This is a genomic window from Streptomyces sp. NPDC090025 (assembly GCF_044748125.1).
In the GTDB taxonomy this organism is placed as follows: Bacteria; Actinomycetota; Actinomycetes; order Streptomycetales; family Streptomycetaceae; genus Streptomyces.
This window is the reverse complement of sequence record NZ_JBIVFL010000017.1, coordinates 135,914-156,706: the sequence shown is the minus strand read 5'-3', so window position 1 is coordinate 156,706 and position 20,793 is coordinate 135,914. Positions and strand designations below refer to the sequence as shown.

Annotated in this window: 15 protein-coding genes; 9 read left to right on the top strand and 6 right to left on the bottom strand. The window is 73.3% G+C overall.

The features are described from left to right. Positions 1-9: 9 nt before the first annotated feature. The 4 genes from ACIPXM_RS30705 to eccB form a co-directional block, all read right to left on the bottom strand. Positions 10-1,401: a hypothetical protein gene (locus ACIPXM_RS30705; protein ID WP_401662225.1), complete on the bottom strand. Its 1,392-nt coding sequence runs from the start codon at positions 1,399-1,401 to the stop codon at positions 10-12. Between the two features lie 18 nt (positions 1,402-1,419). Next, the gene (locus ACIPXM_RS30700) at positions 1,420-1,878 is read right to left on the bottom strand and encodes a hypothetical protein (protein WP_401662222.1); all 459 of its coding nucleotides are present in this window, start codon (positions 1,876-1,878) and stop codon (positions 1,420-1,422) included. 76 nt (positions 1,879-1,954) lie between these two features. After that, positions 1,955-3,268 (bottom strand): type VII secretion-associated serine protease mycosin, encoded by a 1,314-nt coding sequence (gene mycP / locus ACIPXM_RS30695; RefSeq protein WP_401662307.1) that lies wholly within the window; start codon positions 3,266-3,268, stop codon positions 1,955-1,957. 65 nt (positions 3,269-3,333) lie between these two features. Next, on the bottom strand, positions 3,334-4,872 hold the full coding sequence (gene eccB / locus ACIPXM_RS30690) for a type VII secretion protein EccB (RefSeq protein ID WP_401662220.1): 1,539 nt from the start codon (positions 4,870-4,872) through the stop codon (positions 3,334-3,336). Between the two features lie 190 nt (positions 4,873-5,062). Between eccB and eccE the strand changes: the two genes are divergently transcribed. The 8 genes from eccE to ACIPXM_RS30650 all read left to right on the top strand — a co-directional run bounded on the left by eccE (position 5,063) and on the right by ACIPXM_RS30650 (position 16,925). Next, positions 5,063-6,400: a type VII secretion protein EccE gene (gene eccE, locus ACIPXM_RS30685; protein ID WP_401662217.1), complete on the top strand. Its 1,338-nt coding sequence runs from the start codon at positions 5,063-5,065 to the stop codon at positions 6,398-6,400. Between the two features lie 176 nt (positions 6,401-6,576). Next, entirely contained in the window at positions 6,577-7,368 is a 792-nt protein-coding gene (locus ACIPXM_RS30680; protein ID WP_401662214.1) for a hypothetical protein, read from the top strand. A 247-nt stretch (positions 7,369-7,615) separates the two neighbouring features. Continuing rightward, the gene (locus tag ACIPXM_RS30675) at positions 7,616-10,774 is read left to right on the top strand and encodes an SCO5717 family growth-regulating ATPase (protein ID WP_401662212.1); all 3,159 of its coding nucleotides are present in this window, start codon (positions 7,616-7,618) and stop codon (positions 10,772-10,774) included. Between the two features lie 208 nt (positions 10,775-10,982). Beyond that, positions 10,983-12,869 (top strand): ABC transporter substrate-binding protein, encoded by a 1,887-nt coding sequence (locus ACIPXM_RS30670; protein WP_401662305.1) that lies wholly within the window; start codon positions 10,983-10,985, stop codon positions 12,867-12,869. Between the two features lie 6 nt (positions 12,870-12,875). Next, a complete protein-coding gene (locus ACIPXM_RS30665) occupies positions 12,876-14,018 on the top strand; it encodes an ABC transporter permease (RefSeq protein ID WP_401662210.1) in 1,143 nt (380 codons plus the stop codon). Beyond that, complete coding sequence (locus tag ACIPXM_RS30660; RefSeq protein ID WP_401662207.1) at positions 14,015-14,911, top strand: ABC transporter permease; 897 nt, start codon at positions 14,015-14,017, stop codon at positions 14,909-14,911. The genes ACIPXM_RS30665 and ACIPXM_RS30660 overlap by 4 nt, the downstream gene beginning before the upstream one ends. Next, positions 14,908-15,903 (top strand): ABC transporter ATP-binding protein, encoded by a 996-nt coding sequence (locus ACIPXM_RS30655; RefSeq protein ID WP_401662204.1) that lies wholly within the window; start codon positions 14,908-14,910, stop codon positions 15,901-15,903. Before ACIPXM_RS30660 ends, ACIPXM_RS30655 begins: the two co-directional genes overlap by 4 nt. Next, positions 15,900-16,925 carry an ABC transporter ATP-binding protein gene (locus tag ACIPXM_RS30650; RefSeq protein WP_401662201.1) on the top strand — a complete coding sequence of 342 codons (1,026 nt, stop codon included), beginning with the start codon at positions 15,900-15,902 and terminating at the stop codon, positions 16,923-16,925. The genes ACIPXM_RS30655 and ACIPXM_RS30650 overlap by 4 nt, the downstream gene beginning before the upstream one ends. 228 nt (positions 16,926-17,153) lie before the next feature. On the opposite strand, the gene ACIPXM_RS30645 is transcribed toward ACIPXM_RS30650, so the two are convergent. Next, positions 17,154-18,284 (bottom strand): type III polyketide synthase, encoded by a 1,131-nt coding sequence (locus tag ACIPXM_RS30645; RefSeq protein ID WP_401662198.1) that lies wholly within the window; start codon positions 18,282-18,284, stop codon positions 17,154-17,156. Between the two features lie 202 nt (positions 18,285-18,486). Between ACIPXM_RS30645 and ACIPXM_RS30640 the strand changes: the two genes are divergently transcribed. Next, complete coding sequence (locus ACIPXM_RS30640) at positions 18,487-19,713, top strand: cytochrome P450 (protein ID WP_401662195.1); 1,227 nt, start codon at positions 18,487-18,489, stop codon at positions 19,711-19,713. 36 nt (positions 19,714-19,749) lie between these two features. Here ACIPXM_RS30640 and ACIPXM_RS30635 read toward each other — a convergent pair whose 3' ends face one another. Further along, positions 19,750-20,709, bottom strand: a complete 960-nt coding sequence (locus tag ACIPXM_RS30635; RefSeq protein WP_401662303.1) for a bifunctional riboflavin kinase/FAD synthetase — start codon at positions 20,707-20,709, stop codon at positions 19,750-19,752. Between the last annotated feature and the right edge of the window lie 84 nt (positions 20,710-20,793).

The following is a 20,793-nucleotide window of genomic DNA, read 5'->3' as shown; positions in this document are numbered from 1 at the left end:
GGCGGGCTCCTAGTCGATGACGGGCGGGACGATCTGGCGCTGGCCCGAGGTCCACGTCTCCTCGTCCTCGGACAGATAGTCGGGGCGGTTGCGGGGGCTGCGCCGTTCCTCCTCGCCCGACTGCGTCGAAGCGGGGGGACGCACCAGACCCGTACCACCGGGGGTGAAGGCCGAGCGTCCACTCACACCGGACGCCGGCCGGCCGCCGACGGTTCCACCGGGCTGGGTCGCCAGGCGGCGGCCCGCGCCGGTCTGGCCACCGACGGGGCTGCCGCCGGAGACACCGCCGCCGGGGCCGTGCATGCCCGCGCCGCCACGGCCGTACGGAGACGAGCCGCGCTCCTCGCCGATCACGGTGCCCATCGGCGACCGGCCCATCGGCTGGCCCGTCATCGGGCGGCCGGGGACCTGACGGCCGCCCGTGATGCCCTCGGGGCGCGCCATCGGACCGAGGGTGCTCGGGCCGCCGGGAAGTCCGGTGCGGGTCGCCGGGCTCGGCAGACCCGTGACGGGCGTACGGGACGGCTGGACGCCGTTCGGCTGGCCCAGCGGCGGAACCGTGGGCGGCAGCGGAACCGGCAGCTGCTGGTGCGGCGCCGGAGGCGGCGTGGTGACCGGGGGCTGCACGGGCGGCGGCGTGGTCGTGACCGGCGGCGGCGTGAGCGTCACCGAGTCCAGGTCGGTGCTCACGTCGGGGTGGGTCGGGCGCGGCGGCGTGACCGGCGAGTGACCCACCGACGGCGGGTTGACCGGATCCGGCACGTGCCGCCCGGTGTCGTCCGTGGCGGGCGGCTGGACCGCATGCTTGAGCGAGACGTGGTCGACCGTGGACGAACCCCGGTCCGTGGACGAACGGTTGCCCGTGGTGGTGGTGTTGCCGGGGCCGTACTCGCGCTCGTTCCCGGTGAAGCCCGCGTCGCCCATCGGCTTGAACTCCGGCTGCCGCTCCGACGCCAGCCGGTTGCTCGTCGTCGTGTAGTACGACGAAAGCCGCTCCATCTGGTGCATGGCCTCCTGGAGCTTCGGACCGGTCTCCGCCGCCAGGCGGGCCTTCTCCTTCTCCGGGTCCGCGAAGCACATGCCCGCGGGCTTCGGCACGGCGGCCTTCGCCTCCGTGAGGGCCTGGCCCGCGGTCTTCATCTCCGTGGACACGACCTTGGTGAAGTCACCGAGGACCAGCGTCTCGGAGACCATCCCGGCGGCCCAGGTGCGGAAGGCGTCGCCACCCGCGCCCTCCCACTCCACGCGGGAGACGTAGTGCCGCAGATCCGCCGCTATGGCGAGGATCTTCGGGGCCGCCGCCGCGAGCGCCGTCCCGGCGCCGCTGATCTCCTCGGGCTTCGCCGAGGCGATCATCGCGTACAGAGCGTCCAGGGACTTGCCCTCGAACTCTCCAGACATCGTGCTGCCCTCCCCCGTCTAGCTGAATCCACCGGAATCGGTGCCGGTCGTCGGCTTGGCCGGCTGCTCCGGCTTGGCCGCGCCCGGAACATCCGTTCCGTAGTGCTTGTCGTGATCGTCCTTCGTGGTCTTCTGGATCGCGCGGTACCGGTCCAACTGCTCCTGGTCCACGCCCGCGTAACCCTTGTCCGCGATCCTCGCGCGGATCCCCATCGCCTCGATCGTCTCGCCGAAGATCTTCGTCAGCTCTTCGAGCCGCGTGCGCACCTTCTCGTACGCCCCGTGCAGCTCACCCGCCGCCGCGAAGCCCGTGCCGTACGACGCGGCCGTGACCTTCTGCTCGCCGATCTTGCTGTGCTCGGCCGGTGAACCCTTGAGCTCGTCGACCAGCTTCTGCATACGCGACTGGAAGGTCAGGAGCGTCACGTCACCGACGTCGAGCCCCTGGTTACCGCCGTCCCCGTTCGGCCCCGCCACTTCAGCTCCCCCTCGTCACCCGCACGAACTCGCCCACTCTAACGACTCGGTACGACAGTTCCAACTGCAAAGTTACCTAGGTATTCCTACTCAGATACGTCTCCCGGCGGCGCCGCCCGTCGCGGATCACCACCGCCGTGCCCGCCACCACCGCCACCAGTACGCCGCCGATGCCGAGCGCGTACGTGGCGAGCCGCTCGTCGCGCTCCTGCGGGGTCTCCGAGGCGGCCAGGGCGGCCGGTTCGGGGGCCTGGGCCTTCGGGGGGCCCGGGTCGGGGGTCGGGCCCGTGGTCGGGGGTTCGGGGCCGTCCGCGAGGGCGCGGACCGGGTCGATGACGCCCCAACCCACGTGGTCGTCCCGGCCGTTGACGGAGCGGGTGGCGGTCTGTTCGATCCGGGTGACGATCTGCGCGGCCGTCCAGTCCGGGTACTTGGCGCGCAGCAGGGCCGCCACGCCCGCCACATAGGGGGCGGAGAAGCTGGTGCCGTTGTCGACGCACTGGCCGCCGAGGGGCACGGTCGAGACGATGTCGACGCCGGGCGCGGCGACGCCCACGAAGTCGCCGGACTGGGAGAACGCGGCGCGCTCGTTGTTGCGGTCGCTGGAGCCGACGGCCAGCACTCCGGGGAAGGCGGCGGGATAGGTGTCCTTGAGTTTGCCGTCCATGCCGTCGTTGCCCGCGGAGGCGACGACCACCACGTTCTTCGACAGTGCCTCCGCGACCGCGCGGCCCAGTGACGATCCGGGGCCGAGCGGCTGGGTGGTGTCCTGCGAGATGTTGATGACCTGCGCGCCCTTGGCGAGGGCGTGCTTGATGGCGTCGGCCATCGTGTCCGACTTGCCGCTGTTCTTCTCGTCGTTCTGCCGGATCGGGATGATCGTCGCCTCCGGCGCGATCCCCACGAACCCGGTGCCCTTGTCCGGCCTGGCGGCGATGATTCCGGCGACCTTGGTGCCGTGGCCGACGATGTCCTCGGTGCCGCCGGTCTTCCCGCGCCTGTCGTTGTCCGGGCCAGGGTTCTGCTTGTCGGGCTTCAGGTAGTCCTTGCCCGCCTTGGCGTCCACGGCCTTCTTCAACTGCGGGTTCTTGATGTCCACGCCGGTGTCGATGACGGCGACCCGGACACCCTTGCCCTTGGTGTCCTTCCACAGCTCGTCGAACAGCACCCGCTGCAACGGCCAGGGGACGCCCTCGATCTGGCGCTTCATCGGGAAGGTGCACTCGCCGCCGCCGTCGAGGACCGTCGGCGGCGCCCCGGTTGCCTCCGTGGCCCCGGCGGGCGGTGCCGCGAGCAGCAGCGAGCCCGCCGTGAGCGCCGTCACCGCGAGCAACGCCCCGGTTCGGCGCGCCCCTTCGCCCCCCGCGCACCTGGCGCGCTCGGCCCTCATCGTCACCGGAGTCACCGGATGCCGTCCCCTCACGACTCGACCCACGAACCGACCCACGAACCGACTCACGAACCCTGCGGCTGCCGCGCGCTGTTGGTGTCGAGGCGCGGCCCCTTCGACAGGAACTCCGACCATTCCTGCGGTACGAGCACCGGCGTCACGTTCGCGTAGCCGAGCCGCTTCTGCGCGTCCGAGGGCTCCGGGCGGCCGTCGGAGGTCTTCTGCTGGTCCCCGGTGCCGATGTTCGAACGGCTCGCGTCGCTGTCGCCGTTGGCCTGCACCGCGTACCGCAGTCCGGTGTCGGTGACGAGGAACAGCGAGCCGCCGTTCGGGCGGGACTGCTGGCCCTGGGTCTGCATGTAGAGCAGTCCGGTGCCCGGGGTGACGTACGTGCTGGTGCCGCCGGTCGTGATGTCGGCGGGGTACTCGGGGCCCGCCCAGGTCGACAGGGTGGTCTCGCCCTTCTCGCCGACGTGCTCCAGGACCGAGCAGACGGTGTCCCGGGCGCCCGCGCCGCCCACCGTGTTGACCTGCCGGACCTGGCGCTGCGGCCAATTCCGCTCGCCCGCGAAGGGCTTCCGGTCCGCGCCGCTGACGGCGGCCACGTCGACCGTGCTGGCCTTGCCCTCCATGCCGATGCCCGACGAGGCGTTGATGAGCAGCCAGGCGGTGAAGTCGGACACCGGCTGGACCTTTCCTGGCAGCACCACATAGTGCTGCGGTCCCGCGCCGGTCTGGGCGAGCAGGACCATGCCCACCTTGTCCTGCTCCTTGTCGAGTCCCGCTCCCGCCGTGGTGCCCGCGGGGGCCGGCAGCACCGGGAAGTCGATCCGGTCGCCGGTCTTCAGGGTGTCCAGCCAGTCGTCGGTGACCTGCTGCGGCTTCTGGTCCTGCCCGATCAGGGCCACCATCAGGCTCGGCACCTTCTCGTTGATCCGGTACTTGGTGCCGATGTCGTCGATCAGATACTGCGCCGAGTCCTTCTGGCCCTTCACGTACAGCATCTGACCGGGGCCCAGCTTGTTGCGGCCGGCCGCCCGGTCCTTGTCACGTTTGGCGAAGACGAAGGCGGCCTTCTGCACGCTGCCGCCGCTGCCGCCGCCGGGCTGTTCGCAGACCGCCCAGCGCTTGGCGGTGCCCGCGTCCTCGGCGGCGGGCAGCCGGTCGGGGGCGTACGGGATGCCGAGGATCGGGCCGCGCGGCGGCTTGCCGAGGTCCAGCGTCTTGTCGTCGACCTGGACGACCTGGAAGTCGTCCGGGTTGAGCAGCAGCCGGGCGGAGGCGAGGTTGAGCACCGGGTGCAGCAGGGTCTTCTTGTCCTTGCCCTTGCCGGTGCTCAGCACGACATAGCGGGTGGTGGACTGCTTGCCGACGATCACCTTCCGGCCGGGGTCGTCCCAGCCCTTGGGCGCGGTCGGCCGGAACATCCCCCAGGCGCCGAAACCGGCGATCACGAGCGCGCCGACGACGAGCCCCGGGACGAGCGCCCGCAGCGGCTTGGGCGCCCCCTCCTCCGTACCCGAGGGGGAAGGTTGGAGGAATGCCGCGACCGTGCGCTTCTTCGCAAAGGTGTACGCGTTGAGCTCGTCCCGCCGTGATGCCATGAGTCCCCATTTTCGTCAGGCGCAGTCGTCGCGCGGGGTCCGGGGAGCATGGCGCCCGGGCCCCGGCTGTCGGACCGGCCCCCTACTATGCCTGCTGTACCCCGCCGTGTGGGGGGCGGGTAGGGTGATCCGGCCGCCAATGGCCTGGCGGGCCAGGGTGATCGGGACGAATTGAGGGGGATTCTCCATCATGGCTTCCGCGACGCGGACGCGGCCCGGACGGGCCCGACGCGCTTCCGCGCGCTCCGTCTCCCCCACTCAGGGGCCCGGTTCGCCGGATTCGTCCACGGTGTCCTCCTCGGCCTCGCCGAGGCTCCAGGCCCGCCCGGGACACTTCGGTGCGTTCCGATTGCAACAGCTCGTGCTGATCGAGGTGGCGGCCGCCGCGCTGGTCGTCGCGGCCGTCGTCGACAAGCTGATGCTGGTGCCCGCGGGCGTGGTCGCCGCGCTGCTCGTGCTGCTCGCGGTGGTGCGCAGGCACCGGCGTTCGCTGCCCGAGTGGCTGACCACCTTCCTCGCGCTGCGCGCCCGCACCCGCCGCGCCGCCTCCTTCACCGTGCCCGAGGGCACCGAGCCGGGGCTCGCCCCGGTCGTCGAGTGCGACCCGGCGCTGCGCACCTACACGTACAGCGACCGCGACCGGCGCCCGATCGGGATGATCGGCGACGGCACGTTCCTGACGGCGGTCGTGCGGATCGAGTCGGAGTCGACGGCGCTGCGGACCGACCGCGGCGCCAAGCCGCTGCCGGTGGGCCTGGTCAGGGACGTGCTCGCGGTCGACGGCGTCCGGCTCGAGTCGGCGCAGATCGTGCAGCACACCCAGCCCGCGCCCGCGCCGCACCTGCCCGCGCAGTCCATGGCCGCCCGCAACTACGGCCCGCTGCAGGCCCAGACGGGTTCGCCGGCGGTCCGCATCACCTGGATCGCGCTCAAACTCGACCCCGAGCTCTGCCCGGAGGCCGTCGACGCGCGCGGTGGCGGTCTGGAGGGCGCGCAGAAGTGCCTGGTCCGGGCGGCGGACCAGCTCGCGAGCCGGCTCGCGGGCGCGGGCTTCACCGCCACCCTGCTCGGCGAGCAGGAACTGACGGCGGCGCTCGCCACCTCCACCTGCGCCAGCCCGATGGCGATAGCGCAGGCGGGCCGCGGCCAGGCGCCGGGCCGTCGCACCCAGGAGACCGCCCGCACCTGGCGGGTCGACGACCGCCGCCACACCACGTACTGGGTGGGCCGCTGGCCCCAGCTCGGCGGTGCGGGCGGCGCCGGGGCCGCGCTGCCGCAGCTGGTGGCGCTGCTCACCTCGCTGCCCGCGCTGGCCACGACGTTCAGCCTCACGCTGAGCGGCGGCGACCGGCAGGAGGTCGCGGTGGCCGGGCACGTCCGGATCACCGGGCGCAGCGACGAGGAACTGATCGCCGCCCGGCACGAGTTGGAGCGGGTGGCCCGCGGGGTGAAGACCGGTCTGGTGCGGCTCGACCGCGAGCAGGTGCCGGGGATGCTGGCGACGCTGCCGTTGGGGGGTGCGCGCTGATGACGAGTCCGGGCGGTCCGACGAACCAGATGAACCAGCAGATGAACCCGATGAATCAGGCTCAGCCGGGGTATCCGGCGCACTCCGCTCCGGGCGCCGTTCCGGGTGCCGGGAACGGCACGAGTCCGTCAGGTCCGGCGGGCGCGTCGGTTCCGGCGGGGTCGGACAGCGGGATAGTGGGCGGCACGCCGCCCGGTGCCTTCGCTCCGGTACGGCGCGGGGGCGCGTCCGGCGGTCATGGCGACCGGCGTACGGGGCGGGGCGGCAAGCCCCGCTTCGGCTTCGGGCTCGTCGGGCCGCGCCGCGAGCGGCACGCGGTCCCGGTGGACCAGCTCGGCGCGCTGGCGCTGCCGGTGGGCGACGACGGCGTGGTCGTCGGCGTCGACGCCGAGGGGCGGCCCGCGGTGCTCGGCATCAACCGGCCCACCGCGTACGACGTCACGCTGATCGGCGGGCTCTGGACGGCGCAGGTGCTCGCGCTGCGGGCGGCGGCGACCGGTGCGCGGATCGCCGTCGAGACCGGCCGCGCGCAGGTGTGGACGGCGCTCGCCCAGGCGGCGGGCGGCGGACAGCCCTGCATCGCGCTGCATGACGTCGGCCGGGTGCCGCCGCAGGGCGCGTCCGCGGGCAGCCCCGTGGTGGTGATCCGCGACTGCGGGATGCGGCCGCCGCGCGGCCGGGTCGTCTCCGGGCCCTGGCAGTCGGTGGTGACGCTGCTGCCCTATCTGAGCCCGGTGGCCCCGCGCCTCCTGGAGAAGTCCTCGCTCGTCGGGGTGCAGCGGGTGTCCCCCGACGAGGCCGCCAGGATCGGCCGCATCATGGGCCTCCAGCAGGCCGAGTGGGAGGCCCTGTCGACGCTCGCCGACGGCGTGACGCTGTGGTGCACCCCCGGCGACCGCCAGTTCGTGATGACGCAGGCCACCGACGCCGAGACCGGGCTGCTCGGCGGCGCCCGCCGGATGGACTGACCGGCCGGGGCCGCAGGGCGGCCGTACGACATCACCGGGACCGTCCGCTTTTGCGACGGTTCGGAACACCGGGGGTTTCACTCTCCGGTACCCGTGGGTCACTTGGGGGATCACCGGGCCGTACGGGCCCGCCCACGGGAGGGGTGGCGGCAGGTCCGTCCGCCCTGCCCCACGGACACGGTTGGCGTTTAGGGTGGGAGGTGCCCGCCCGTACGGCACAGGGTGCGCGACCACACCAGGAGGCAAAGTGAACCGCGATCGCGACGAGATCAACGGGGGTTGGAACGTGCCCGCGGACGATCAGTCCGACGCTGATCCCGCCGAGCTGACGGGTGAGTTCACCATCGACTACACCCCGCCCGCCTGGTACACGCAGAACGCGGCCGGAACGGGAACCTCCGGCGGCGCGCCGGGTACGGCCACCCCGCTGCCCCCGCCGCCGGGCGCCGCGCCGGTGCCGGTGCCGGGTCCCGTGCCGGGGTCCGACCCGGTGCCCGGGCTTCCCGCGCCCGGTCTTCCGGCGGGCGGCGGCTTCGAGCCGAACTGGTCGGCGCAGCCCGGTCCGGTCGCGCCGGGCATGGCCGCGCCCCCGGCCGCCCCGGGTCCGGTCCAGCCGGGACCGGTGGCGCCCGGACCGGTGGCTCCTGGGCCCGTGCAGCCCGGTCCGGTGGCGCCCGGGCAGTACGCGCCCGTCGCCCCGGTCGCATCCGCTGCCCCGATCGCCCCGATCGCTCCGGTCGCGCCTGCCGCTCCGGTCGCTCCCCCTGCCTCCGTCGCTCCGATCGCCCCGGCCGTTCCGGCGCTGCCGCCGGTGACCGAGCCCGCGCCCGCGCCGTACACGCCTCCCGCCGTGTCCTTCGGCGGTGGTGACGTGGAGAGCGGGGCGACGATGCGCTTCTCCCCCGCCGCGCTGAAGCGCGAGATGGCGGAGATCGCGGAGGCCGACACCGGGTCGAGCACCGAGGCGAACGCCGTGGCGGCCGAGACCGGTTCCGGCACGCCGGACGAGCCCGTCGTACCCGCTGCTCCGGCCACTCCCGCCGCTCCGGCCGCTCCCACCGAGACTGTCGTCGAGGCCGATGAGCCCGCCGAGGACGTCGTCACGGAGTCGGCGGACGGGGAGCCGGGCGAGCACGCCGAGGCCGTCGAGGACACCGAGAACGCCAACCGGACCGACGGCACCGACGGCACCGACGACGCCGGTGCGGACGAGGACGGCCCGGCCGTGGACCCCGCCCCCGCCCCCGTTGCCGTCTCCGCCGAGGCGGCGCACACCGCTGACGCCACGGATCCGGTTCCGGACGTCGCCGAGCCCCAGGACGCCGTACCGGCCGTCCTGCCGCCCGCCGCGCTTCCGCCCGTACCGGCGCAGCCCGCCGGACTGCCGCCGCTGCCGCCGTCGTTCCAGCCCGCGACCCCCGGCTCCGCGCCGCAGTGGCCCGCCCAGGGCGAGGCCCCGGTCGCGCCCGCCGTGGCCTGGGGTGCCCCCGTACCGCCGCAGGCTCCGGTGCCCCCGCAGCCCGCGCCCGGCGGATACGGCTTCCCCCCGCAGCAGCAACCCCCGCAGCCGCAGGGCGGGTACGGCTTCCCGCACCCGGCCACCGCGCAGCAGCCCGTACCCCCGCAGGCACCTCAGGCACCGCAGAGCGGGTACGGATTCCCCCAGCAGCAGCCGCAGCCGCAGCCCGAGCCGTCCGGCTACGGCTTCCCGCACCCGGGGGCGCCGCAGCCGCCCGTGCCCGCGCAGGACTCCTACGCGCTCCCGCAGCCGCAGCCCCTGCCCCTGCCGGAGCAGCAGGCACCGCAGCCGCCGCAGGCGTACGCGCCGCCCGTGGATCCGCGGACCGGGGCCGCGTGGCCGTCGGCCGTGACGCACGACCAGCGGGAGCGGTCGGTGCCGGGCGCGCCGCTCGGGTACAACGCGGCGGTGGAGCTGTCGTCGGACCGGCTGCTGCGCAACACCAAGCAGAAGGCCAAGTCCTCCCGGAATCCGGCCGCTTCGTCGCGCTTCAAGCTGGGCGGCAAGCGGGAGGAGGCGGAGCGGCAGCGGAAGCTGGAGCTGATCAGGACGCCGGTGCTGTCGTGCTACCGGATCGCGGTGATCTCGCTGAAGGGTGGTGTCGGCAAGACGACGACCACCACCGCGCTCGGCTCGACGCTGGCCACCGAGCGGCAGGACAAGATCCTGGCGATCGACGCCAACCCGGACGCGGGCACGCTCGGGCGCCGGGTGCGGCGGGAGACCGGGGCGACCATCCGGGACCTGGTGCAGGCGATCCCGTACCTCAACTCGTACATGGACATCCGCCGGTTCACCTCGCAGGCGCCGTCCGGCCTGGAGATCATCGCCAACGACGTGGACCCGGCGGTCTCGACGACGTTCAACGACGAGGACTACCGGCGCGCGATCGACGTGCTCGGCAAGCAGTACCCGGTCATCCTGACGGACTCCGGCACCGGTCTGCTGTACAGCGCGATGCGCGGGGTGCTCGATCTGGCCGATCAGCTGATCATCATCTCGACCCCGTCGGTGGACGGCGCCTCCAGCGCCTCGACGACGCTGGACTGGCTGTCGGCGCACGGGTACGCGGATCTGGTGCAGCGCTCGATCACGGTGATCTCCGGGGTCCGCGAGACCGGGAAGATGATCAAGGTCGAGGACATCGTGCAGCACTTCCAGACCCGTTGCCGCGGGGTGGTCGTGGTGCCGTTCGACGAGCATCTGGCGGCCGGTGCCGAGGTCGACCTCGACATGATGCGGCCGAAGACCCGCGAGGCGTACTTCAACCTCTCGGCGATGGTCGCGGAGGACTTCGTCCGGGCGCAGCAGGCGCAGGGGCTGTGGACCGCGGACGGGCAGGGTTCGCTGCCGCCGCACATGGCGCCGCCGATGCCGGGCGGCCAGCAGCCGCCCGGTCAGCCGATGCCGGGCCAGCCCGCGCCGGGGCAGGTCCCGGGGCAGGTCCCCGGTCAGGTCCTGCCGCAGGGCCAGCAGCCGTACCCGGGGGCGCCCGGCGCCCCGGCCGGGTATCCGGCGCCGGGTCAGCCGTACCCGCCGCAGCCCCCGGCGCCCGGCCGGCCCTACCCGTACCCGCCGCAACCGCAGCAGCACCAGGGCCCGCCGCAGGCGGCCTACCCGCAGCCGTATCCGCAGGCGCCGGGGCAGCCGCCCGTGCCGGGTCAGCCGTATGGCGGACCGCCCGTCCCCGGACAGGTGTACGGGGCCCAGCCCGGGCAGCCGGCCGTGCCGCAGGGCTGGCAGCAGGCTCCGGGGCAGCCGCTGCCGCCGCCCGCCGACCCGCGGGCGCAGGTCCCGGGTGAGCTGCCGGGGCAGGTTCCGCCGCCCAACTGGCAGCAGCAGCCGCAGGACCAGCCGCCGCAGCCGCCGCCAGCCCCTCAGCAGTAAGGCGTCACAGGAGTAGACCTCCGCAGGCCCCGTACCGGTGTTCCGGTACGGGGCCTTTCGGCATTCCCGCAGCCCACACGGGGTTTGAGGCGTCGTTGACGACGGCAGACCACCGCTGATACACCTTCGCTTCATCCATCGGCAGTCCAAGATCCACGGCACCACCCCCCGACGCACGCATCCCGACGCGAGGTCACGCCCCATGGTCATGGTCACGAAGGCTCCATCCCGTCCGGCGGGTCCGCGCGGCGCCGCCGCCCGCTCCCGCGCCCGGCGTCCGCTGCTCGCGGCCGGGCTGGTCGGCGGCCTGGTCGCCGCGCTGGTGGCGGTCCCGCAGTCGGCGGGGGCCGCCGGGGCGGCCGGCACCCGGGACGACCCGAAGAGCGGCTCCTCGCGGACGCTCACGGTCGCCGTCGCGCAGAGCGTGGACTCGCTGTCGCCGTTCCTCGCGCAGAAGCTGGTGTCGACGAGCATCCACCGGCTCGCCTACGAGTACCTGACGAACTACGACCCCAAGGACGCGCATCCGGTCCCGGGGCTCGCGACCGCGTGGCAGGCGTCGCCGGACAAGCTCACCTGGACGTACACGATCCGCGAGGACTCGCTCTGGTCCGACGGGCAGCGGGCGACCGCCGAGGACGCCGCGTGGACCTTCAACAAGATGATGACCGATCCGAACGCGGCCACCGCGAACGGCAGTTTCACCGCGAACTTCAAGAAGGTCAGCGCGCCCGATCCGCGGACCCTGGTCATAGAGCTGAAGAAACCGCAGGCGACGATGACGGCGCTCGACGTGCCGATCGTGCCCAAGCACGTGTGGGAGAAGGTCGGCGACTTCTCGAAGTTCAACAACGACCGGACCTTCCCGATCGTCGGCAACGGGCCTTTCGTCATCACCGACTTCAAGGTCGACCAGTACATCAAGCTGAAGCCGAACAAGAAGTTCTGGCGCGGCGCCCCGAAGTTCGACGAGCTGGTCTTCAAGTACTACAAGGACGGTGACGCGGCCGTCGCCGCCCTCCAGAAGGGTGAGGTGTCCTTCGTACCGAATCTGACGCCCGCTCAGGCCGCCGCCCTCAAGGGGCAGTCGGACATCAAGGTGAACGACGCCCCCGGCCGCCGCTTCTACGCGCTCGCCACCAACCCGGGCGCCCGCGCGAAGGACGGCAAGACCTTCGGCAACGGCAACAAGGCGCTGCTCGACCCGGCCGTGCGCAAGGCGCTGTTCCAGGCCGTGGACCGGGCCACGCTGGTCGACAAGGTGTTCCAGGACCACGCGGTGGAGGGCGAGGGGTACATCCCGCCGCGCTTCGACACCTACTTCTGGCAGCCGTCGGCCGGTCAGAAGCGGGCGTACGACCCCGCCGCCGCGGCCCGCACCCTGGACGCGGCCGGGTACCGGAAGGGCGCCGACGGCAAGCGGCTCGGCAAGGACGGCAAGCCGCTCGCCCTGCGCATCCTGTGCCACGCCACCGACCCGAACGACAAGGCGTCGGCGAAGTACCTCCAGGAGTGGTGGGGCGAGCTCGGCATCACGCTCAAGGTCGACTGCCTGGACAGCGTCTCCGACCCGTGGGTGAAGGGCGACTACGACCTCGCCTTCGACGGCTGGTCGGTCAACCCCGACCCCGACTACGTGCTCTCCATCCACACCTGCGGCACGCTGCCCGCGACCCCCAAGGACAGCGGCGCCACCGACAACTTCATCTGCGACCCGGAGTTCGACTCCCTCTACGCCCAACAGGCCGTCGAGTACGACGCGGCGAAGCGGGCCGACCTGGTGAAGCGGATGCAGTCGCGCCTGTACGACACCGGGTACATGAACGTCCTCGCGTACCCCAACGCCCTGGAGGCGTACCGCACCGACCAGATCGCCTCGATCACCACCATGCCCGAGGCGGCCGGCAACCTCTGGGGCCAGGACGGCTACTGGAGCTGGTGGTCCGCCGCCCCCACCGCGCAGGCGTCCGACAGCGGCTCCGGCGGCTCGTCGACCGGTGTCGTCATCGGTATCGGCGCGGCCGTGGTGGTCGTGGTCGGCATCGGGATCGTCCTCGGCCTGCGCCGCCGTTCCACCGCCGACGACCGCGAGTAGCCGCCCATGACCAGCGCAAGCACCCCCGCACCCGGTCCCGCCTCAGGCCCCGCCGGTCCCGCACCCGGTCCCGCCCCGCTCGACGGCGCCGATGCCGGGGCCGGGGCCGGGCGGCCCGCCCGTACCGCCGAGGACGGCGCGCCGTCGTCCGTACGAAGCTCCGCCGCCGCCCTCGGCTATCTGCGGCACGCCGCCGGGAAGGTGGCCGGGGCCGCGGTGTCCCTGCTCGCCGTCCTCGTCACCAGCTTCTTCCTGTTCCGGATCATCCCCGGCGACCCGGTGAAGACGATGACCCACGGCATGCCCACCACCGCCGAACAACTCGCCACCCTCCGCCACCAGTTCGGGCTCGACCTGCCGCTGTGGCAGCAGTTCACCGACTACTGCGGCAAGGCCCTCACCGGCGACCTCGGCACCTCGTACCAGTTCCGGGCGCCGGTCGGTGAGCTCATCGCGCAGAAACTCCCCGCGACGCTGCTGCTCACCGGCACCGCCGTGCTGCTCTACTCGGCGCTCGGGCTGTGGCTCGGCACCCGGTCCGCGTGGCGGCACGGCAGCCTCGGCGACAAGGTGAACACCGGTGTGGCGCTGACCCTGTGGTCGGTGCCGTCGTTCTGGCTCGGACTGCTGCTCATCATCGTCTTCTCGGTGGGCATGGGCCCGATCCCTGGCCTCTTCCCCACCGGCGGCATGGAGTCCGGCAACGGCGACACCGGCTTCGCCCATGTCCTCGACGTGGCCCACCACATGGTGCTCCCGGTGCTCACCCTGGTCGCCGTCGGCTACGCCCAGACGCTCCTCGTGATGCGGTCCTCGCTGCTCGACGAGATGGGCAGCGACTACCTCACCACCGCCCGCGCCAAGGGACTGCGGGACGACCTGGTGCGGCGGCGGCACGCGGTGCCCAACGCGCTGCTGCCGACCGTGACGATGGTCTTCATCAACCTCGGCCATGTGGCCGCCGGATCCATCCTGGTGGAGACGGTGTTCTCCTGGCCCGGCCTCGGCGGACTGTTCTACCAGGCGCTCAGCGTGCCCGATCTGCCGCTCGTACAGGGCCTGTTCGTGGTCTTCGCGGGCGCGATGATCGTGATGAACCTGCTCGCCGACCTGCTCTATCCGCTGCTCGACCCCCGGGTGGGCCGATGACCTCGCCGACGACCTCACTGGCCTGGGAGCGCCGCCGCTCCTCCGCCGCCCGCTTCTGGAAGGCGTACCGGTCCCACCGGGCCGGGCTCTGGGGCCTCGCCGGGCTCGCCCTGATCGGGCTGCTCGCGCTCGCCGCGCCGCTCGTCGTCGGCGCCGACGTGCAGTCGGTGACCGACGCCCCCGGCGACGCCCTCGAATCCCCCAGCGCCGAATTCCCGCTCGGCACCGACCAGTTCGGCCGCTCCCTGCTCGGACTGCTGATCTGGGGCGCCCGGATCTCGCTGCTCGTCGGACTGCTCGCCGCGGTCCTCTCGGTGGCCATCGGCACCCTGGTGGGCGTGGTCGCGGGCCACTACGGCGGCTGGTTCTCCACCGTCGTCATGCGGATCACCGACTGGTTCCTGGTGATGCCCACCCTGGTCCTCGCCATCGTGCTGGCGACCGTCCTCTCCCGCTCCATGTGGACGGTGATCCTCGCGATCGGCGTCACCAGCTGGCCCACCACCGCCCGCCTGGTGCGGGCCCAGACCATCGCCGTCGAGTCCCGCCCCTACATCGAGCGGGCCACCGCCCTCGGCGGCGGCCACCGGCACGTGATGACCCGGCACGTGCTGCCGAACGTGATGCCGCTCGTCCTCGCCCAGACCACCCTCGGCATCTCCACCGCCATCCTCACCGAGGCCACCCTCGCGTTCCTCGGCCTCGGCGACCCGACCGTGGTCTCCTGGGGCGGCATGCTCCAGGACGCCCGCGAGGCGGGCGCCGTCTCCTCCGGCCACTGGTGGTACCTGGCGCCGCCCGGCATCGCCATCGCGCTGGTCGCGCTCGCGTTCACACTGTGCGGGCGGGCCGTCGAATCCGTCCTCAACCCGAAGCTGGGGGTGGGCCGATGACCCTCCTGGACGTACGGAACCTGACCGTCACCTACGGGACGGGCGCGGCCGCCGTCCCCGCCGTGCGCGGCATCGACCTCAGCCTGCCCGCCGGGACCAAGCTCGGCGTGGCCGGCGAGTCCGGCTGCGGGAAGTCGACGATGGCGCTCGCGCTGCTCCGGCTGCTGCCGCCCTCCGCGCGGACGACCGGCGAGATCCTGCTCGACGGCGAGGACGTCCTCACCATGAAATGGGGGCGGCTGCGGGCCGTCCGCTGGGCGGGCGCCTCCATCGTCTTCCAGGGCGCCATGCACTCCCTCAACGCGGTACGGCGGATCGGCGACCAGATCGCCGAACCGCTGCTCGTGCACGGCCGGGCCACCCCGGCCGCCGCCCGCACCCGCGCCGGGGAACTCCTCGAACAGGTCGGCCTCCCGGCCGCCCGCGCCGCCGCCCACCCCCACGAACTGTCCGGCGGCCAGCGCCAGCGCGTGATGATCGCGATGGCCCTCGCCTGCGACCCCCGGCTCATCGTCGCCGACGAGCCCACCACCGCGCTCGACGTGATGATCCAGGCGCAGATCCTCCGCCTGATCGAACAGCTCGTCCGGGACCAGGACATCGGCCTGCTGATGATCAGCCACGACCTCGCCGTCCTCGCCGACACCTGCGACCGGCTCGCCGTGATGTACGCGGGCCGGGTCGTCGAGGAAGGCCCCGCGCGGGCCGTGTACGAGGCCGCCGCCCACCCCTACGGGCGCGCCCTGTCCGCCGCGTTCCCCCGGATCGGCGACCCGGCCTCCCGGCGGGCCCCGCGCGGGCTGCCCGGCGACCCGCCGGACCCGGCGGCGCTGCCCGGCGGGTGCGCCTTCCATCCCCGGTGCCCGGTGGCGCTCGACAGCTGCGCCGGGACCGACCAGGAGCTGCGGGCCGCGGGCGCGGGGCGGCGGGCCGCCTGTGTGCACGTCGGGGCCGCGGCCGCGACCGGGACATCCGTGGGGAGTGCGTCATGAGTGGGGAACGTGTGGAGCCCCAGGGCGTGGGTGGGGCCGTGGGCGAGGCCGGGTTGCTCTCCGCGCGCGGGCTGCGCGTGTCCTTCCCCGGGCGCCGGGGCGCCCCCGCCGCCCGGGCCGTCGACGGCGTCGACCTCGACGTCGGCGCGGGCGAGATCGTCGCCCTGGTCGGCGAGTCCGGCTGCGGCAAGACCACCCTCGCCCGCTCGCTGCTCGGCCTGGTCCGCCCGACCGCCGGCACCGTCTCCTTCGCCGGCACCCCGCTCTCGTACACCGGCCGCGACCTCAAGGCGTACCGCCGCCGCGTCCAGCTCGTCCTCCAGGACCCCAGCGGCTCGCTGAACCCGCGGCACACCGTGTACGACGCCGTCGCCGAGGGCCTGCGGATCCACGGGTACGGCGGCTCCGCCGGGGACGAACGGGCCGCGGTCGCCGAGGCGCTGTCCCGGGCCGGACTGCGCCCGCCCGAGCGGTTCTTCCTGCGCTACCCGCACGAGCTGTCCGGCGGCCAGCGGCAGCGGGTGGTCATCGCGGGCGCGCTGGTCCTGGAGCCCGAACTGATCGTCGCCGACGAGCCGGTGGCCTCGCTCGACGCGTCGGTGCGGGGCGAGATCCTGGCGCTGCTGCTGCGGCTGCGCGACGAGCTGGGGCTTTCGGCGCTGGTGGTGACGCACGACCTGGGGCTCGCGTGGAACATCGCGGACCGGGTGGCGGTGATGTATCTGGGGCGGATCGTGGAGACGGGGCCGGTGGAGACGGTGCTGACGGCACCTCGGCATCCGTACACGAAGGCGTTGCTGTCGGTGCTGCCGGAGGCGGGGGGTGAGCCGGTGGTGCTGTCGGGGGAGCCGCCGGATCCGGGGCGGATTCCGGTGGGGTGCCGGTTCCATGTGCGGTGTCAGGTGTTGGCGTCGGGTGGGGCGGGGGGGTTGGCGGAGGCGTGTCGGACGGTGGATCTGCCGGTGCTGGGTGGGGGTGCGGGGGCGGGGGCGGCGTGCCATCTGATCGGCGAGGGGGTGTAGGCCGGGCCTGTCCGTGCGTGCGCGTGTGCCGGGTGGGGGCCGCGTTCCGGACTGCATGATTTACGGCGCGGTCAGGGCCTGCCATGGCGCGGGCCCCGCGGCCCGCGCCAACAAATCACGCTTTACGTCCGGAACGCGGCCCCCGCCCGTCCCCCGCTCCCGTTCGGATCGCCCGACCCGGTCGCCTTGATTCCCGGGAGGAGGAGGGGGAGGCGGCGGGGGTGCCGGTTATGCGACGGTGCGGACCGGGGTGGGGTGGGGGGTGTAGCCGACGATGCGGCGGGTGTCGAGGGACGGGGCCGGGGCCGTGTCGCCGGTGGTCCAGCGGCCGAGGCACATCTCGGCGGTGATGCCGGGGCCGAAGCCGGCCAGGATGCCCCGGGCGCCCTCGCGCAGGCCGCCCTCGTCGAAGAGGCGGCGCACCGCGTCGAGGACGACGGCGCTGGCGATGTTGCCGTACTCGGTGAGGGTGGAGCGGCTGAACCGGAAGGACTCCGGCGGGACTTCGAGGTAGTGGCTGAGGTCGTCGAGGATGCGCGGGCCGCCCGCGTGGATGATGTAGAAGTCGAGGTCGCCCGCGTCCCAGCCGTGCCGGCCCGCGAGGGTGCGCAGCGCGGGGGCCAGGGGTTCCATGGTGCCGGGGACCCGCTTGTCGAGCAGGAAGTGGAAGCCGGTGGCGCGGACGCTGTAGGCGATCCAGTCCTCGGTGTCGGGCACCAGGTGGGAGTCGTTGCGTTCCAGGGCGATGCCGGTGCCGCCGCGGCCGCGGACCACGGCGGACGCGACGGCGTCGCCGAACAGGCCGTTGGAGAGCAGCGAGCCGACGCCGAGGTCGGTGGGCTGGTAGCAGAGCGAGCAGAACTCGCAGGCGACGATGAGGACGTTGGCGTCGGGGTACGCGGTGCAGAAGTCGTGCGCCCGGTTCACGGCGGCGCCGCCCGCCGCGCAGCCGAGCTGGGCGATCGGCATCTGCCGGGTGTGGCTGGGGAAGCCCATCGTGTTGATCATCCAGGCGGTGAGCGAGGGCATCATGAAGCCCGTGCACGACACGTAGACGATCATGTCGATGTCGGCGGGGGCGAGTCCGGCGTTGGCCAGGGCCTCCTTGACGACGGCGGGCACCCGGGCCTTCGCCTCGGCCTCGTACACCTCGTTGCGCTCCTGGAAGCCGGGGTGCTCCAGGGTCTCCTCGATGGGGCGCACGAGGTGCCGCTGGTTCACCCCGGTGTTGGCGATCAGCCGCAGCGCGAGCGGGAGTTGGGGGTGCCCGGCATGACGTGAGCGGGCGAGGTCGAGGGTCTCCTCCATCGTGATCACGTACTCGGGTACGGACACCGCGGGCTTGCACAGAGTCACCACGACACGCGCTCCTTCGTCTCGTTCGCCGTGAACTGCGCCCACACTCACCCCGCCGGGGCCGCCCCGCAACCGCGAGCGTGGTCGGTTACTCGCGGAGCGTTACCGCCAGGCGGGCGAGCCGGGCCGGGTGGGGTGTGCTCCGTACGGGTGGCGGTCGTGGTTCGGCGTGTCGCGGCGGGGCGGGGGCGGTAACACCGTGCACATGACCTCCGAACCCGAGGCCGCCGAGCGGCCCGTACGGACCTGGGCGGTCGACGACCTGCCCGGTCTCGACTTCGATCCGCTGCTTCTGCGGTTGCTGCACGAGGAGCCGGTCGCGCGGATCCGGCTGCCGTTCGGCGGGGATCACGAGGCGTGGCTGGTCACCCGGTACGAGGACGTCCGTACGGTGACCTCCGACCCCCGGTTCAGCCGGACGGCGCTCCTGGAGCGTCAGGTGACCGGGATGACCGGGCACCGGGTGGCGTCCAGGGCGGCCCTGAACTACGCGGACCCGCCGTACCACACCCAGCTCCGCAAGGCGGTGACGAAGGCGTTCACCGGGCAGTCGGCCAAACGGCTGCGCCCGCTCGCCCAGGCCGGCTGCGACCGGCTCCTGGACGCCATGGAGGCGGCCGCCGCGGGTGGTGGTCCGGCGGATCTGGTGGCCGCGCTGCACGGGCCGCTGCCGATGGCGGTGGTGTGCGATCTGCTCGGGATCCCCGACGAGGACCGGGCCGAGCTGGCGGGCTGGCCGGATCTGATCCTGTCCTCGGGTCCCGGGCCCGAGGGCAGCCTGGCGGCCAAGGGCCGGATCCGCGACTACATCCTGCGGCATCTGGAGCGGCGGGCGGCGGAGCCCGCCGACGATCTGGGCGGGGTGCTCGCCGAGTCGCTCGCGGCCGGGCAGGTGGACCGCGACGAGGCCGTGTCGCTCGCCATGGCGATCCTGATCAGCGGTGCCCACGCGGTCCGCAACAACAGCGCCAACATGGTGTATCTGCTGCTGTCCCGGCCGGAGTTGGCGGACCGGCTGCGGGCCGGTCCTGAGCTGCTGCCGCAGGCGGTGGACGAGCTGCTGCGCTGGATCCCGCACCGCAACGGGGTCGGGCTGCCCCGGATCGCGCTGGCCGACGTGGTGGTCGGCGGGGTGCTCGTACGGGCCGGTGAGGCGGTGTACGCGTCCTACCTGGCGGCGAACCGGGACCCGGCGGTGTTCCCCGACCCGCACACCGTCGACTTCGACCGTACAGGCACCGGGCACCTGTCCTTCGGGCACGGGCCGCACCACTGCATGGGCGCGATGCTGACCCGGATGGAGTCCGAGGTGATGCTGTCGACGCTGCTCGCCCGCTACCCGGCGCTGCGGCTCGCGGGCCGCCCCGAGGACGTGGTGTTCCAGTCCAAGGGGCTGATCAGGGGCCCTCGGGAGCTGTACGTCCGCTGGTGACGGCTCCCGTGGCTCCCCGTGGCTCCCGCGAGGGGGTCAGCCGTGCTCGCGGTCGTACACCGCCGTCAGCTCGCGGCACCGCTTCACGTCGTCGGCCATCGCGACGAGCAGGTCGTCGAGGGTGTCGAACTTCAGCATGCCGCGCACATAGGCGAGGAAGTCGACGGTCACGTGCAGGCCGTACAGGTCCAGGCCCTCGCGGTCGATGGCGTACGCCTCGACGGTCCGCTCGGTGCCGTTGAACTGCGGGTTGGTGCCGACCGAGATCGCGGCGGGCATCCGCTCGCCCGCGGCGGTCAGCCAGCCCGCGTAGACGCCGTCGGCGGGGATCGCGGTGTGCGGCAGGGTCTCCACGTTGGCGGTGGGGAAGCCGAGTTCGCGGCCGCGCTGGGCGCCGCGCACCACGATGCCCTCGACCCGGTGCGGGCGGCCGAGGATCTCGGCGGCGCCCGCCATGTCGCCGTCGGCGACGAGGCGGCGGGTGAGCGTGGACGAGAACGGTTCGCCGCCGCCCGCCGCGCCGCGCACCCGCAGGTCGATGACCTCGACCTCGTAGTCGTAGGTGGCGCCGAGCTCGGTCAGGAAGCCGACGTTCCCGGCGGCGCGGTGGCCGAAGCGGAAGTTGGGGCCCTCGATGACGCAGCGCGCGTGCAGCTTGTCGACCAGGACCTTGACGATGAAGTCGGCCGGGGACAGCTGCGAGAACTCCGCCGTGAACGGCAGGACCAGGACGGCGTCGACGCCGAGTTCGGCCATCAGCTCGGCGCGCCGGTGGTGCGGGGCGAGCAGCGGCGGGTGGCTGCCGGGGCGGACGACCTCGGAGGGGTGCGGGTCGAAGGTGACGACGACCGAGGGGACGCCGAGTTCGCGGGCGCGCTCCACGGCCCGGCCGATGATCAGCTGGTGCCCGCGGTGCACCCCGTCGTAGGAGCCGATGGTGACGACGCTGCGCCCCCAGTCCTGGGGGATGTCCTCCAAGCCACGCCAGCGCTGCACTGTGACCGCTCCTCGTCCGCCTGTACCCATGTCCGCGTGTACGCCTGTTGGCGCAGGTCTAAGACTGCCATGAGCATGCGGCTG

What these genes read in the sequence shown, in the direction of transcription:
- eccB (WP_401662220.1), bottom strand. Translation starts at nt 4,872, where the DNA reads ATGGCATCACGGCGGGACGAGCTCAACGCGTACACCTTTGCGAAGAAG.
- ACIPXM_RS30660 (WP_401662207.1), top strand. Translation starts at nt 14,015, where the DNA reads ATGACCTCGCCGACGACCTCACTGGCCTGGGAGCGCCGCCGCTCCTCC.
- ACIPXM_RS30705 (WP_401662225.1), bottom strand. Translation starts at nt 1,401, where the DNA reads ATGTCTGGAGAGTTCGAGGGCAAGTCCCTGGACGCTCTGTACGCGATG.
- mycP (WP_401662307.1), bottom strand. Translation starts at nt 3,268, where the DNA reads ATGAGGGCCGAGCGCGCCAGGTGCGCGGGGGGCGAAGGGGCGCGCCGA.
- ACIPXM_RS30655 (WP_401662204.1), top strand. Translation starts at nt 14,908, where the DNA reads ATGACCCTCCTGGACGTACGGAACCTGACCGTCACCTACGGGACGGGC.
- ACIPXM_RS30650 (WP_401662201.1), top strand. Translation starts at nt 15,900, where the DNA reads ATGAGTGGGGAACGTGTGGAGCCCCAGGGCGTGGGTGGGGCCGTGGGC.
- eccE (WP_401662217.1), top strand. Translation starts at nt 5,063, where the DNA reads ATGGCTTCCGCGACGCGGACGCGGCCCGGACGGGCCCGACGCGCTTCC.
- ACIPXM_RS30665 (WP_401662210.1), top strand. Translation starts at nt 12,876, where the DNA reads ATGACCAGCGCAAGCACCCCCGCACCCGGTCCCGCCTCAGGCCCCGCC.
- ACIPXM_RS30670 (WP_401662305.1), top strand. Translation starts at nt 10,983, where the DNA reads ATGGTCACGAAGGCTCCATCCCGTCCGGCGGGTCCGCGCGGCGCCGCC.
- ACIPXM_RS30640 (WP_401662195.1), top strand. Translation starts at nt 18,487, where the DNA reads ATGACCTCCGAACCCGAGGCCGCCGAGCGGCCCGTACGGACCTGGGCG.